The sequence below is a fragment of the Sphingomonas spermidinifaciens genome (genome assembly GCF_002351485.1).
In the GTDB taxonomy this organism is placed as follows: Bacteria; Pseudomonadota; Alphaproteobacteria; order Sphingomonadales; family Sphingomonadaceae; genus Sphingomonas; species Sphingomonas spermidinifaciens.
In genome coordinates, this window is record NZ_NWMW01000002.1 from 545,661 (window position 1) to 558,514 (window position 12,854).

General features: G+C 68.0%; 14 protein-coding genes. 11 read left to right on the forward strand and 3 right to left on the reverse strand.

All coding sequences use genetic code 11. From position 1 onward, the window contains the following. The 6 genes from cyoB to COC42_RS12690 are packed head-to-tail and all read left to right on the forward strand — an operon-like array spanning window position 1 to window position 5,476. Entirely contained in the window at window positions 1-1,989 is a 1,989-nt protein-coding gene (cyoB, locus tag COC42_RS12665) for a cytochrome o ubiquinol oxidase subunit I (protein ID WP_096343670.1), read from the forward strand. A gap of 2 nt (window positions 1,990-1,991) precedes the next feature. Further along, complete coding sequence (cyoC, locus tag COC42_RS12670; protein WP_096343671.1) at window positions 1,992-2,618, forward strand: cytochrome o ubiquinol oxidase subunit III; 627 nt, start codon at window positions 1,992-1,994, stop codon at window positions 2,616-2,618. Next, a complete protein-coding gene (cyoD, locus tag COC42_RS12675) occupies window positions 2,615-3,040 on the forward strand; it encodes a cytochrome o ubiquinol oxidase subunit IV (protein ID WP_096343672.1) in 426 nt (141 codons plus the stop codon). The genes cyoC and cyoD overlap by 4 nt, the downstream gene beginning before the upstream one ends. Then, a complete protein-coding gene (locus tag COC42_RS12680; RefSeq protein ID WP_096343673.1) occupies window positions 3,037-3,681 on the forward strand; it encodes an SURF1 family protein in 645 nt (214 codons plus the stop codon). The genes cyoD and COC42_RS12680 overlap by 4 nt, the downstream gene beginning before the upstream one ends. Then, the gene (locus COC42_RS12685; protein ID WP_096344190.1) at window positions 3,678-4,952 is read left to right on the forward strand and encodes an ATP-binding protein; all 1,275 of its coding nucleotides are present in this window, start codon (window positions 3,678-3,680) and stop codon (window positions 4,950-4,952) included. Before COC42_RS12680 ends, COC42_RS12685 begins: the two co-directional genes overlap by 4 nt. Next, the gene (locus COC42_RS12690; RefSeq protein ID WP_096343674.1) at window positions 4,949-5,476 is read left to right on the forward strand and encodes a response regulator transcription factor; all 528 of its coding nucleotides are present in this window, start codon (window positions 4,949-4,951) and stop codon (window positions 5,474-5,476) included. Before COC42_RS12685 ends, COC42_RS12690 begins: the two co-directional genes overlap by 4 nt. 309 nt (window positions 5,477-5,785) lie before the next feature. Here the strand turns inward: COC42_RS12690 and glpX are convergent, their stop codons facing one another. Further along, window positions 5,786-6,754, reverse strand: coding sequence for a class II fructose-bisphosphatase (glpX, locus tag COC42_RS12695; RefSeq protein WP_096343675.1), 969 nt, complete (start codon window positions 6,752-6,754; stop codon window positions 5,786-5,788). A 121-nt stretch (window positions 6,755-6,875) separates the two neighbouring features. On the opposite strand from glpX, the gene COC42_RS12700 reads away from it, so the two are divergent. From COC42_RS12700 to COC42_RS12715, 4 genes are read left to right on the forward strand one after another with little or no spacing between them, the layout of a single operon-like run. Then, window positions 6,876-7,229: a hypothetical protein gene (locus COC42_RS12700; RefSeq protein WP_096343676.1), complete on the forward strand. Its 354-nt coding sequence runs from the start codon at window positions 6,876-6,878 to the stop codon at window positions 7,227-7,229. Window positions 7,230-7,269: 40 nt separating this feature from the next. After that, window positions 7,270-8,187 (forward strand): 4-hydroxybenzoate octaprenyltransferase, encoded by a 918-nt coding sequence (gene ubiA / locus COC42_RS12705; RefSeq protein ID WP_096343677.1) that lies wholly within the window; start codon window positions 7,270-7,272, stop codon window positions 8,185-8,187. 31 nt (window positions 8,188-8,218) lie between these two features. Continuing rightward, on the forward strand, window positions 8,219-9,553 hold the full coding sequence (locus tag COC42_RS12710; protein WP_096343678.1) for a TldD/PmbA family protein: 1,335 nt from the start codon (window positions 8,219-8,221) through the stop codon (window positions 9,551-9,553). Further along, entirely contained in the window at window positions 9,546-10,328 is a 783-nt protein-coding gene (locus COC42_RS12715) for a 3'(2'),5'-bisphosphate nucleotidase CysQ (RefSeq protein ID WP_096343679.1), read from the forward strand. Before COC42_RS12710 ends, COC42_RS12715 begins: the two co-directional genes overlap by 8 nt. 85 nt (window positions 10,329-10,413) lie before the next feature. Here COC42_RS12715 and COC42_RS17500 read toward each other — a convergent pair whose 3' ends face one another. Beyond that, window positions 10,414-10,878 carry a hypothetical protein gene (locus tag COC42_RS17500; protein ID WP_141395853.1) on the reverse strand — a complete coding sequence of 155 codons (465 nt, stop codon included), beginning with the start codon at window positions 10,876-10,878 and terminating at the stop codon, window positions 10,414-10,416. 119 nt (window positions 10,879-10,997) lie between these two features. Continuing rightward, a complete protein-coding gene (locus COC42_RS12725; RefSeq protein WP_096343681.1) occupies window positions 10,998-11,720 on the reverse strand; it encodes a FadR/GntR family transcriptional regulator in 723 nt (240 codons plus the stop codon). 118 nt (window positions 11,721-11,838) lie between these two features. Here COC42_RS12725 and araD1 point away from each other — a divergent pair, with 118 nt between their 5' ends. Beyond that, the gene (gene araD1 / locus COC42_RS12730) at window positions 11,839-12,828 is read left to right on the forward strand and encodes an AraD1 family protein (RefSeq protein ID WP_096343682.1); all 990 of its coding nucleotides are present in this window, start codon (window positions 11,839-11,841) and stop codon (window positions 12,826-12,828) included. Window positions 12,829-12,854: the final 26 nt, after the last annotated feature.

Sequence of the window (12,854 nt, forward strand, 5' to 3'; positions counted from 1 at the left end):
ATGTCCGACGCCCTCACCCAGATGATCTTCGGCCGCCTGACGCTTGAGGCGCTGCCGCTTCACGAACCGATCGTCGTCGGTGCCTTTGTCGGCACCGCGGTCATCGGCCTCGCGCTGATCGGCCTCGTCACCAAATACCGGCTCTGGGGCTATCTCTGGACCGAATGGTTCACGACCGTCGACCACAAGAAGATCGGGATCATGTACATGATCCTTGGTATCGTCATGCTGCTGCGCGGTTTTTCCGATGCCATCATGATGCGCCTGCAGCAGGCGATGGCGTTCGGGAACGAGGGTTACCTCGACGCGCATCATTACGACCAGATCTTCACCGCGCATGGCGTCATCATGATTTTCTTCGTGGCGATGCCGTTCGTCACGGGCCTGATGAACTATGTCGTCCCGCTCCAGATCGGCGCGCGCGACGTCAGCTTCCCGTTCCTCAACAACTTCAGCTTCTGGATGACCACCGCCGGCGCGATGCTCATCATGGCGAGCCTGTTCGTCGGTGAATTCGCCAAGACCGGCTGGCTGGCGATGGCGCCCTTGTCGGGGATCGACTATTCGCCCGACGTCGGGGTCGATTATTATATCTGGGCATTGCAGATCGCAGGCGTCGGCACCCTGCTGTCAGGCGTCAACCTGATCGCCACCATCGTCAAGATGCGTGCGCCGGGCATGAGCCTGATGAAGATGCCGGTGTTCACCTGGTCGGCGCTCGTCACCAACGTGCTGATCGTCGCCGCCTTCCCCGTGCTGACCGCGGTGCTCGCCTTTCTCAGCCTCGACCGCTATGTCGGCACCAACTTCTTCACCAACGTCCTCGGCGGCAACCCGATGATGTACGTGAACATGATCTGGATCTGGGGCCATCCGGAAGTCTACATCCTGATCCTGCCGGCGTTCGGCGTGTTCAGCGAGGTTGTCTCGACCTTCTCGGGCAAGCGCCTGTTCGGCTATACCTCGATGATCTACGCGCTCATCGTCATCTGCATCCTCGCCTATCTCGTTTGGCTGCACCACTTCTTCACGATGGGGTCGGGAGCGAGCGTCAACAGCTTCTTCGGCATCACGACGATGATCATCTCGATCCCGACGGGTGCGAAGATCTTCAACTGGCTGTTCACGATGTACAAGGGACGCATCCGCTACGAGCTGCCGATGATGTGGGCGGTCGCGTTCATGCTGACCTTCACCGTGGGCGGCATGACGGGCGTCCTGCTGGCGGTCCCGCCGGCGGACTTCGTGCTCCACAACTCGCTGTTCCTCGTCGCGCATTTCCACAACGTCATTATCGGCGGCGTGCTGTTCGGGATGTTCGCGGGCATCAACTACTGGTGGCCCAAGGCGTTCGGGTTCAAGCTCGACCGCAAGTGGGGGCTGGTGAGCTTCTGGAGCTGGGTGATTGGCTTCTGGGTCGCGTTCACGCCGCTCTACATCCTCGGGCTGATGGGCGTGACGCGGCGGCTGCGCACTTTCGACGATCCGAGCCTGCAGATCTGGTTCGTCATCGCCGGGATCGGCGCGGCGATCATCGCGGTGGGCATCGCCGCCTTCCTGATCCAGATCGGCGTCAGCATCCTCAATCGCGACAAGCTGCGTGACGAGACCGGCGATCCCTGGGGCGGCCGCACGCTCGAGTGGGCGACCAGCTCGCCGCCGCCCGCTTATAATTTCGCCTTCACGCCCGTGGTCCACGACCTCGACGCCTGGCACGACATCAAGGCGCGCGGCGGGAAGGTGCCGGCCGAGGGGTATCTGGACATCCACATGCCCAGGAACACCGGCGCCGGCGTGATCCTCGCGGGGCTGTCGGCGGCGAGCGGGTTCGGCCTTATCTGGCACATCTGGTGGCTGGCGGGCGCGGGGCTGCTCGGCGTGATCGGCTATGCGATCTGGCACAGCTTCGACTATGATCGGGACTATCACATCCCGGCGTCGGAAGTCGCCGCGACCGAGCGCGCGCGCCTCGCGCTGGCGGAGGCGTGATCATGTCGGGCACCCCCGCCACCACCGCCGACGCGCCGCACTTCTGGGAAACCGAGCCGCATCATCATGAGGCGGGGTCGAGCACGATGCTCGGCTTCTGGCTCTATCTGATGAGCGATTGCCTCATCTTCGCGATGCTGTTCGCGGGCTGGGGCGTTTATGGCCAGAGTGCCGCGGGCGGGCCGACCGCGCCCGAGCTGTTCGACCTGAAGCTCGTCGCGCTCAACACCGCGATGCTGCTGTTCAGTTCCATCACCTACGGCTTTGCGATGATCGCGGCGCAGGAGCAGAACAAGCGCGGCACGCTCGGCTGGCTTGCCGTTACCGGCCTGTTCGGCGCCGCGTTCCTCGGCATCGAGCTCTACGAGTTCGCGCACCTCATCCACGAGGGCGCGGGGCCGCAGCGCTCAGCCTTTTTGTCGAGCTTCTTCGCCCTGGTCGGCACGCACGGGCTGCATGTCTTTTTCGGCATGATCTGGCTGGTCGTGCTGATGGTGCAGGTCGCGCAGAAGGGGCTGATCGCGGCGAACACGCGCCGGCTCGCCTGCCTCAGCCTGTTCTGGCACTTCCTCGACGTCGTGTGGATCGGCGTCTTCACCTTCGTCTATCTCTTGGGATCGATGCAATGAGCCGCGAAGCCACCGCCGACGAGGCCAAGCAGGTCGCCGACCAGCATGCCGCGCACGCCCATCATGGCGAGGGCGGGGCGGCGCACGCGACCCGAAAGGGCTATGTCACCGGCTTTCTGCTGTCGGTTGTCCTCACCGCCATTCCCTTTGCCCTGGTGATGGGCGGCGTCATTCAGGACACGCGGATCACCGCGGGCATCGTGATGGCGCTGGCGATCGTCCAGATCGTCGTCCACATGATCTACTTCCTTCACATGGATACCAAGTCGGAGGGCGGCTGGACGCTGATGGCGCTGATCTTCACCGCGGTGATCGTCGTCATCACCATTGCGGGCTCGCTGTGGGTGATGGTCAACATGAACCGTTACATGATGCCGCCGATGCCGCCGGCCGCGGCGATGTCGGACATGAGCGGCATGTGAAGCGCGCCGCCGCCCCGATCGGCGTCCTCTTCCTTATCGTCCTGTTCCTGGGGCTGGGGATCTGGCAGCTCGAGAGGCGGACCTGGAAGCTCGACCTGATCGCACGGGTCGAGGCGCGGCTGAAGGCACCGCCGGTGCCGCCGCCTCCAAGGGGCGACGAATATACCCGCATCGCCGCAACCGGTCGCTGGGTACAGGGGGGCGACACCTATACGCAGGCGGTGACCGAGCTGGGCGGCGGCTTCTGGGTCATGACGCCGCTCGACACGCCGCAGGGCCGCCTCCTCGTCAATCGCGGCTTTGTGACGCCCGACCGGCGAGGGCGAACACCGCCACCCGCCGGGCCGGTGCGCATCGAGGGGCTGCTGCGCGTGACCGAGCCGGGCGGCGGATTCCTCCGCTCGAACGATCCCGCCGCCGACCGCTGGTACTCGCGCGACGTGGCGGCGATCGCGGCGGCGAAGCGGCTGGGGCCGGTCCTGCCTTGGTTTCTCGATGCGGGGGCGAATGGCGATGGATGGCCGCGCGGCGGGCTGACCGTGGTGCGGTTCCGCAACACGCATCTTCAGTACGCGCTCACCTGGTTCGCGATGGCGGGGCTGCTCGCCTTCCTCGCATGGCGCGTGACGGTCAGGCGATGACCCAGCTGTCGCCGGAAGATGCGGGTCGCCGCAACCTGCTGCTCCTCGTTCAGCTGCGCTGGCTGGCGGTGGCGGGCCAGATGGCGACGATCGTCGCGGTGCAGTTCGGGCTGGGCGTGTCGCTCCCCATCCTGCCGATGTTCGCGACGCTGGGCCTGCTGATCGCCCTCAACCTTTTGCAGTTGCTCGCCGAGCGGCGGCGGCCGGTCACCAACAACCAGCTGTTCGCCGCGCTGCTGATCGATGTCGGCGCGCTCACCATCCAGCTTTATTTGTCGGGCGGGGCGACCAATCCGTTCGTCGGCCTTTTCCTGCTTCAGGTCGTGCTCGGCGCGATCTTGCTCAAGCCGGTGACGAGCTGGGCGATGGTGGCGGTGACGAGCGGGGCGTTCGCTGCGCTCACCGTCGACTATCACCCGCTCGCACTGCCGCCGGGCATGGCGAGCGCGCATTCGCTCCCGTACCTCGTCGGCAACTGGTTCAATTTCACGCTTGCGGCGGTGCTGATCGTCCTGTTCGTCACCCGCATTGCCCGCAACCTGTCCGAGCGCGACGCGCGCCTCGCCGCGATGCGCCAGCAGGCGGCGGAGACCGAGCATATCGTCCGCATGGGCCTGCTCGCGAGCGGCGCGGCGCATGAACTCGGCACGCCGCTTTCCACCGTCGCGGTGGCGCTCGGCGACTGGGCGCGCGATCCGGTGATTGCGAGCGATCCCGCCCGCGCCGAGGAAGTGGCCGACATGGCCGCCGAGATCGCGCGGTGCAAGGCGATCCTCTCGGGCATCCTGCTGGCGGCCGGCGAGGTGACGGGAGACGCACCCGAGCGGACGACGCTGCGCCGATTCCTGTCGGGCATCGTTGCGCGCTGGGACGAGGGGCATCCGGGCCTCGTCGCGTTCGAGGATCGGCTGGGCCCCGACCGCGCGATCGTTGCCGACAGGGCACTGGCGCAGGCGCTGGTCAACGTGCTCGACAATGCCGCCGAAGCGGGCGCACGCTCGATCGAGGTGGCGGCGAGCGTGCGCGACGCCGAGCTTGTGCTGACCATTGCCGATGACGGGCGCGGGGTGCCGCCCGGCATCCTCGCGCATCTTGGCAAGCCCTATCAGTCGAGCAAGAACCGGCGCGGCGCGGGGCTGGGCCTGTTCCTGGCGGTCAACGTGCTGCGCGTGCTGGGCGGCACGTTGACCGTTGCCAATCGCGAGCGCGAGGGGGCGGAGGTCGTGTTCCGCCTGCCGCTCGCCGCGCTGATGCTGGAGGAGGGGCGATGACCGGACGGCGGCTGCTGATCGTCGAGGACGATGCGACCTTCGCGCGCACGCTCGCCCGCTCCTTCGAGCGTCGCGGCGATGCAGTGCGCGTGCTGTATGGGCCCGAGGGGCTGTCAGCGGCAGCGCGCGAGCATGGCGCGACGCACGCGGTCGTCGACCTGCGGCTCGGCGGCGCATCGGGGCTCGCCTGTGTCGAGGTGCTGCATGCGCTCGACCCGGCGATGCGGATCGTGGTGCTGACGGGCTTCGCGAGCATCGCGACGGCGGTCGAGGCGATCAAGCTGGGCGCCACCAACTATCTGACCAAGCCCGCCAACACCGACGATATCGAGGCGGCGTTCGAGCGTGTCGAGGGAGATGCCGAGGCCGACCTGACCGCCGCGCCGACGTCGCTGCGCACGCTCGAATGGGAGCATATCCATCAGGTGCTGGCGGATACGGGCTTCAACGTTTCGGAAGCCGCGCGGCGGCTGGGGATGCACCGGCGGACCTTGGCGCGGAAGCTGGAGAAGCGGCACTTGTGAGGGGAGCAGCAGCTTTATCACCCGTCACCTCGGACTCGATCCGGGGTCCCGCTTCTTCCTTCTTCAGCCGGTCGAAAAGGCTGCGGGACCCCGCGCCAAAACGAGTGTGACGACTTCAACTGTGACATTCGTCCTGAGTAGCGGCCGAGTAGCCACGAAGTGGCGTACCGAGGATGTGTATTGAAGGACAGGTCGGCACGCGTACACGTACTTCGATACGAGCCCTCGATACGCTGCTGACGCAGCTACTCGGTCACTACTCAGCACAAACGGCTGAGGGGAACGGAGCCAGACTTCCTTTCCTCGTCCTCAGATCCGATGCTCGCCCTTGACCCAGCGCACCGTGCCCGAGCTGGCGCGCATCACCACGCTCTCGGTAGTCATCATCCGGCCCTTGCGCTTGACGCCCGCCAGCAGCGAGCCGTCGGTCACGCCGGTCGCGGCGAAGATGCAGTCGCCCGACGCCAGCTCGTCGAGGGTATAGACCTTGTCGAGGTCCTCGATCCCCCAGCGGCGCGCCCGTGCCCGCTCGTCGTCGTTGCGGAAGAGGAGGCGCCCCTGGAACTGTCCGCCGACGCAGCGCAGCGCCGCGCAGGCGAGCACGCCCTCCGGTGCGCCGCCCGAACCCATATAGATGTCGATCGTCGTGTCGGGATTGCTGGTCGCGATCACTCCCGCCACGTCGCCGTCGCCGATCAGCATCACGCCGCAGCCGATCGAGCGCAGCTCGGCGATCAGCTTCTCGTGGCGCGGGCGGTCGAGGACACAGGCGATGATCTCGTGCGGCTGGACGCCCTTGGCCGCCGCAACTGCGCGGACATTCTCGGTCGGCGACTTCTCGAGGTCGATGACGCCCGCCGGATAGCCGGGGCCGACCGCGATCTTGTCCATATAGACGTCGGGGGCGTTGAGCAGGCAGCCTTCCTCGGCGATCGCCAGCACCGCGAGCGCGTTGGGGCCGGCCTTGGCGGTGATGGTCGTGCCTTCGAGCGGGTCGAGCGCGATGTCGATCTTCGGTCCCTTGCCCGGCGCCGAGCCTACCTTCTCGCCAATATAGAGCATCGGCGCCTCGTCGCGCTCGCCCTCGCCGATGACGACGGTGCCGTCCATGTAAAGTTCGTTCAAAGCGGCGCGCATCGCCTCCACCGCGGCGGCATCGGCGGCCTTCTCGTCGCCGCGGCCGACCAGTGTCGAGGCGGCGATCGCGGCGGCTTCGGTCACGCGGACCATTTCGAGGACGAGCACGCGGTCGAGATTCTGGCTGTGCGATTGCGTCACGTCGACATCCCCTTGGTCGCTGGAGCTTCGCGCGGGCGATAGGCGGGCAGGCGCGGCAGGGCAATGGACGAAGCGGCCGTTTCGTGATGATATCGCAACCAATCGACCGGGAGGCGCCGATATGCTCGCGATGCTGTTGATGGTGCAGGCCGAATCGATCGACGCCGCGCGGCTGGTCGCCGAAACGCGGGTGCTGACTCGCGCGACGATCGAGTGCCGCAGCCGGAGTGAGGGCGCCGACATTATCGTCTGTGCGCGCCGCGACGCCGACCGCTGGCGCGTGCCCTTCGTCACGCCCGATCCCGGCGCAGTCGATCGCGACGACGTGCCGGGCGAGCGGTCGAAGCTGATCGCGCGGCCCAACAACTGTGCCGAGATGAAGCTGATGGCCTATGAATGCGGCATGGTCGGCGCGTCGATGACCGCCGGGGGGCGGGGCACCCGGCTGGAGGCGCCGCGCCCGCTCGCACCCTGAGGACTTTCGCAGCCGCTCGGCGAATGGCATGGGAAGCGCCATGACCGCCCAGCCGATCGTCCCCGACAGCGAGCATCGGGGCCTCGTCGCCCGATTGCCCGAGAAGCTGCGCGGCTTCGCGCTGCTCGCGCGGTTCGACCGGCCGATCGGCTGGTGGCTCCTGTTCTGGCCGGGCGCCTGGGCGGTCGCGCTGGCCGGAGGGCTGCCCGCGCGTTGGGATCTGCTCCTCTGGTTCCTCCTTGGCAGCATCGCGATGCGCGGCGCGGGGTGCGTCTATAACGACATCGCCGATCGCGACCTCGACGCCGCTGTGGAGCGGACGCGGAGCCGCCCGTTGCCGAGCGGCTCGGTCGGGCTGAAGGCGGCGTGGGTCTGGCTCGTCGCCCTCTCGCTCGTCGGCTTCGTCGTGCTGCTGCAACTGCGGGTCGAGGCGCAGATCGTTGCGCTTGCCAGCCTCGCGCTCGTCGCCGCCTATCCCTTCATGAAGCGAATCACCTGGTGGCCGCAGGCGTGGCTGGGGATCGTCTTTTCCTGGGCGGCGCCGGTCGGCTGGGTCGAGGTGACGGGCGGTGCCTCCTCGACCTTCGTGCTCCTCTACATCGGGTCGATCGCGTGGGTGATCGGCTACGACACCATCTATGCGCTCCAGGATATCGAGGATGATGCGCTGGTCGGCGTGAAGTCGTCCGCGCGTGCGATGGGGCGGCATGTGCGGGCGGGGATTGCAGGCTTCTACGCGGCGGCGGTGGCGCTGTGGATGGCCGCGTTCTGGCGAACGTTCGCCGACCCGTTGGCGCTCCTTGCGCTGGTGCCCGTCGCGGTCCATTTCGGCTGGCAGGTGACGACGCTGAAGCCCGCGGACGGGGCGGGGGCGCTCGCGCGGTTCCGGTCGAACCGGACGGCGGGGTTGCTCATGTTCCTTGCCTGTGCGGTGGTCGGCACGGCCGCTGCCCTTTGACGGGGGCGGGCGGGCACCCTAACTGCCCCCCATGCTGAGCGTTTCCGAAGCTGTTGCGATTGCCGACGCTGCCGTCGCCCGTGCGCGCGCCGCCGGTGCCGATGCCGTCGATGCGAGCGTCAGCGCCGACCAGTCGACCGGCGTCGGCGTCCGGCTGGGCGAGGTCGAGGAGATCGACCGGTCGGAGGGCGAGTCGCTCAGCCTGCGCGCGTTCGTCGGACGCCGGGTGGCGAGCGTCACGAGCTCGCGCTTCGCCCCCGCCGACCTCGACCGGCTCGCCGAGCGCGTGGTCGCGATGGCGAGGGCGGCGCCCGAGGACCCCTATGCCGGCCTCGCGCCGGAAGGCCGGCTGATGCGCGGATCGCCGCCCGAACTCGACCTCCACGACGATGCCGCGGTCGAGCCCGATCGACTGCGCGATCTCGCCATGGCGTGCGAGGAGGCCGCGCGCGGCGTCGAAGGGATAACCAACAGCGACGGGGCGGGTGCGTCGGCGCGCGCGGCGGTGTCGGCGCTCGCGACCAGCCACGGCTTCGCGGGCGGCTATCGCACCACCAGCTACAGCCTGTCGGCGAGCGTGATCGCCGGCACGGGCGAGCGGATGCAGGGTGGCGACGCCAGCCACTCGGCGCGCTACCTCGCCCAGCTCGAAAGCGCCGAGGCGATCGGCCGCCGCGCGGGCGAGCGCGCGGTTGAGCGGCTCGACCCCGTGCAGGTCGAAAGCGGGACGATGCCGATCGTCTTCGACCGCCGGGTGAGCGCCAGCCTGATCGGCCATTTCACCGCCGCCATCGCCGGGGCGGCCGTCGCGCGGGGGACGAGCTTTCTCAAGGACCGGCTGGGCGCGGCGGTGTTCGCGGAAGGAGTGACGATCACCGACGATCCGCATCGCCCGCGCGGGCTGCGGTCGCGGCCTTTTGACGGCGAAGGGTTGCCGGTGTCGGCCGTCAAGCTCGTCGAGCACGGCGTGCTCCAGACCTGGCTGCTCGACAGCGCGGCGGCGCGCCAGCTCCACATGGAGCCCACCGGCCATGCCGCGCGCGGCGGCGGTACGGCAACGTCCAACGTCCACATGGCCGCGGGCACGATTCCGTTCGAGACGATGCTGGGCGAGGTCGAGCGCGGCATCTACGTCACCGAACTCATCGGGCAGGGCGTCAATGCGGTGACCGGCGACTATAGCCGCGGCGCGGCGGGCTTTCTGATCGAGAACGGCGAGCGGGTCCGCCCGGTGGCGGGGATCACCATCGCCGGCAACCTGATCGACATGTACCGCGCGCTGGTGCCCGCCAGCGATCTCGAGTTCCGTTACGGCACCAATGCGCCGACGATCCGCATCGACGGAATGACCGTCGCCGGTGGCTGAGGCCCTTGCCGACCGGGTGAGCGCGATCGCGGCGGAGGCGGGGGCGCTGGCGCTCTCGCGCTTCGGCGGCGAGGTGAAGCGCTGGGAGAAGTCGCCGGGTCAGCCGGTGTGCGAGGTCGATATCGCCGTTGACCGGCTATTGCGCGACCGGCTGTCGGCGCTGCTGCCCGAGGCGGGCTGGCTGTCGGAGGAGACGGTGGACAGCGCCGACCGGCTGGGCGGGCGGCGCGTCTGGGTGGTCGATCCGATCGACGGCACGCGCGATTACCTGCGCGGGCGGCCCGGCTGGGCAGTGTCGATCGCGCTGGTCGAGGATGGTCAGCCGGTGATCGCCGTGCTCGACGCCCCCGCCCGCGGCGAGCACTGGCGCGCGGTTTCTGGCGAGGGCGCCTATCGCGGCACCGAGCGCGTGCGCGCGAGCGGGCGCACCGACCTTTCCGGCGCGCGCGTCCCCGCCGATGCGCTCGCCAAGACCGATCGAGATTTCGTAACGGTGGCCAAGCCCAACTCGATCGCGCTGCGAATGGCGATGGTCGCGGCCGGCGAGGCTGACCTGCTCGCGACGCTACGCTGGGGCCACGAATGGGACATCGCCGCCGCCGTGCTGATCGCGCGCGAAGGCGGCGCGGCGGTCAGCGATGCGCTGGGGCAGCCGCTCTCGTTCAACACGCCGCGCGGCGAGGCGTTCGGGGTGCTGGTGACGGCCCCGGCGATCCACGCAGCGGCGGTCGCGCGGCTGGCCGAGCGGGCGAAGGCGGCGATCGGAGGGGAGTGACGGCAAGACCTGGCGCTGTGGAAGGTCGGCTTTGGGCAAGGAAAGCGGACGTTCCGCATTCAAGATGAAGGCGGAGAACCTGACGCTATCCGGCAAGCATTTCCACCCGCTCGTCCTCTGTGCAAAGCGCAATCGCTGCGAGCGTGTGTTGCCCTTTGACATGAGCGATGACGGCCAGAGCGCCCCTAACGATTAGGTCGTCTTCGGCTTGGCCGAGGTCTCGTAGTGCCATCGGGAGTATGACGGACCACGCATTTTCGTAGTCCTGCCGAAGTTCTAAGGGCACCGGCGGGCTGCCATCGGCTAGGCGGCCTTCTTCAATCGAAGCAATCAAAGCATAGCAGTTCCAATCAGGCTCCGATTGCGCCTGCATCATCCTGACAATTTCGCCGACCGCCGCATATGATGCCGAGTTTACGGCTCCTTGGTGATAGAGCTTGTCCCATAGCTCTTGGGGGCCGTCGACAACCCGCCCGGCGCGCCATGCCTCGATCGCGGGACGAGGGTCATAGGGTTCACCATATGCGCTTAACCAAGGATCGGCAGGCACGTTTTGCTCCAGGTGCGGGCGGCTGGTTATAGCAGTGGGAAAATTGCTTAGAATGTCCGCTTCTGGGCGAAGCGGAATGTCCGCATCTGGGCGTAAGCAGACATCGCGTCTTCGCCGCCCTACCGCACCATCGCCGCTCGCGTGTCGTCAAACGCCATCTCCACCAGTACCCGCATCGCCTTGTCCGCCGCCTCGGCATCACCCGCGGCGATCGCGTCGGCGACGCGGATATGGTCGGGGACGGGATCGCGGGGCAGGGCGCGGGCGCGTTGCTTGTAGTGGGTGGTCCAGTTGACCGCGGCGCCGATGCCGGCGCTCAGGGCCACCAAGGCATCGTTGCGGGTCGCGCGCAGGATCGCGTCGTGGAACTCGCGGTCGGCGACGCGGCCGGGGTCGGTGGCGAGGGTAAAGCGGCGCATCGCCGCCAGCGCGTCGCGCATCGCCTTCACATCGGCCTTGTCGCGCCGCTCGGCGGCAAGGCGTGCGGCGGCGGGCTCGACGATCGCGCGCAGCTCGAACAGGTTGCGGACGATCTCGAGGTCGGGTTCCTTGGCAAAGGCCCAGGCGAGCACCTCTGGATCGAGCAGGTTCCAGCGGTGTCTTGGCAGGACGCGGGTGCCCGCCTTGGGCCGGCTCTCGACCAGGCCCTTGGCCGTCAGCACCTGCACCGCCTCGCGATAGGCGCTGCGCGACACGTCGAGCGCCTCGGCATTGGCGACTTCGCCCGACAGGCGCTCGCCCGGCGCGATCTCGCCCGATACGATCGCGGTGCCGAGATAGTTGGCGACCGCACCGCGCAGCCGCCGCCCCGTTCCGCGCGGCTTTCTGGCCTGTTCTTCCACCCTTCAGGTCCCCTCGTTTCGTCCCCGACGGTAATCGCGTGCGCGGCGACGGGCAAATCCCGCGTTGCCATTCCTGCAATCGAGTAATAAGTCAGAGTAAATAAAGCGAGAGGCTGAGATGCGGTTGTTGCAGGTCCGTTTGGGCGAAGAGCGTCAGGTGGTGGCAGCAGACGAGGGCGGTGCCTTCGTCGTGGCGGGCGTGACGAGCGTGCGCGAGCTTGCGGTACGGGCGATCGAGGCGGGGCAGACGCTCGCCCAAGCTGTTGAAACCGCAGGGCGCGGTGCCGCCGTCGATCTCGCCGCGACCGCGGCGGAGGGACGGCTGCTCGCGCCGATCGACCATGACGACCCGGCGCACCTGATCCTGTCGGGCACCGGCCTGACCCATCTCGGCTCGGCCGAGGGGCGCGACAAGATGCACCGCGCCGCCGCCGAGGCAGCGCATCAGACCGATTCGATGCGCATGTTCCTCGAAGGCGTCGAGGGCGGCAAGCCCGCGGCCGGCGCGGTCGGGCAGCAGCCCGAATGGTTCTACAAGGGCGACGGCTCGCAGCTCGTCGCACCGGGCGCGCCGTTGTCGATGCCGGGCTTTGCCAAGGATGGGGGCGAGGAGCCCGAGCTTGCCGGCATCTACCTCATCGGGCCGGACGGGACGCCGCACCGGATCGGCATCGCGCTCGCCAACGAGTTCAGCGACCATGTGACCGAGCGGCATAATTACCTGTGGCTTGCGCATTCGAAGCTGCGCCAGGCGGCACTGGGGCCGGAGATCCTGATCGGCACGCCCCCCGCAGACATACGCGGCACCAGCCGCATCCGCCGCGGCGGCCAGACGGTGTGGGAAAAGCCGTTTCTTTCGGGCGAGGCGAACATGTCGCACACGCTCGCCAATCTGGAGCACCACCACTTCAAATACGACCTCTTCCGCCGGCCGGGCGATATCCACGTACACTTCTTCGGCACCGCGACGCTGTCGTTCAGCGATGGCTTCGCGACCGAGGAAGGCGACGTGTTCGAGATCGAGGCGGCGCCGTTCACCCTTCCACTCGCCAACCCGCTGGCGCGGGCCGCGGACGGCGAGGGGGTGACGGGGGTGAGAGTCCTCTAAGGCCAAGTATCGTCATCTCAGCGAAG